Source organism: Tamlana crocina, assembly GCF_012037625.1.
Genome location: NZ_JAAVJS010000245.1, coordinates 1 through 447 on the forward strand (window position 1 = coordinate 1; position 447 = coordinate 447).

Here is a 447-nt window from a genome sequence, read left to right on the forward strand (position 1 = left end):
TTTCATAATCTTAGTTGTTGGTGATATTTCCCCCGGCCTTTCTTGTAAAGGTTCCGGGGGATTGGTTTTAAAGTTTAGGGATTAATCAAGTACCAGTAAGGGCACATTGGAGTGCAGGGTAAGCAATCGGGTAAGACGACCTTCAGATGCCTCACTACCGGGGAGATGTGTACGCGGCATAATGGCCAGCATATCCATATCGTGCTTTTCAATATAGTTGAGAATTCCTTTTTCTATATCTTCGTTTTCTTCAAAGCTGTGATGAGAATAAAACATTTCGAGGAAGTAATTTAATGTAGCTTCATTGCTTTCATCATCATCGGTATAACCCATCGCCATTTCATGTTGCTGAATAGTCAACACATGAACCTGGGCTTTATGCTTCCTGGACACGTCGAGCAGAGTATATAGAGGAGACCTGTCTGTAATCTTCTCATTACCAAGAGA

At 41.6% G+C, this 447-nt stretch carries 1 pseudogene; it reads right to left on the reverse strand.

Annotated features, from left to right (window positions below):
- Window positions 1-81 precede the first annotated feature (81 nt).
- Window positions 82-447: pseudogene (locus HC176_RS16535) on the reverse strand (universal stress protein); the annotation flags it as partial.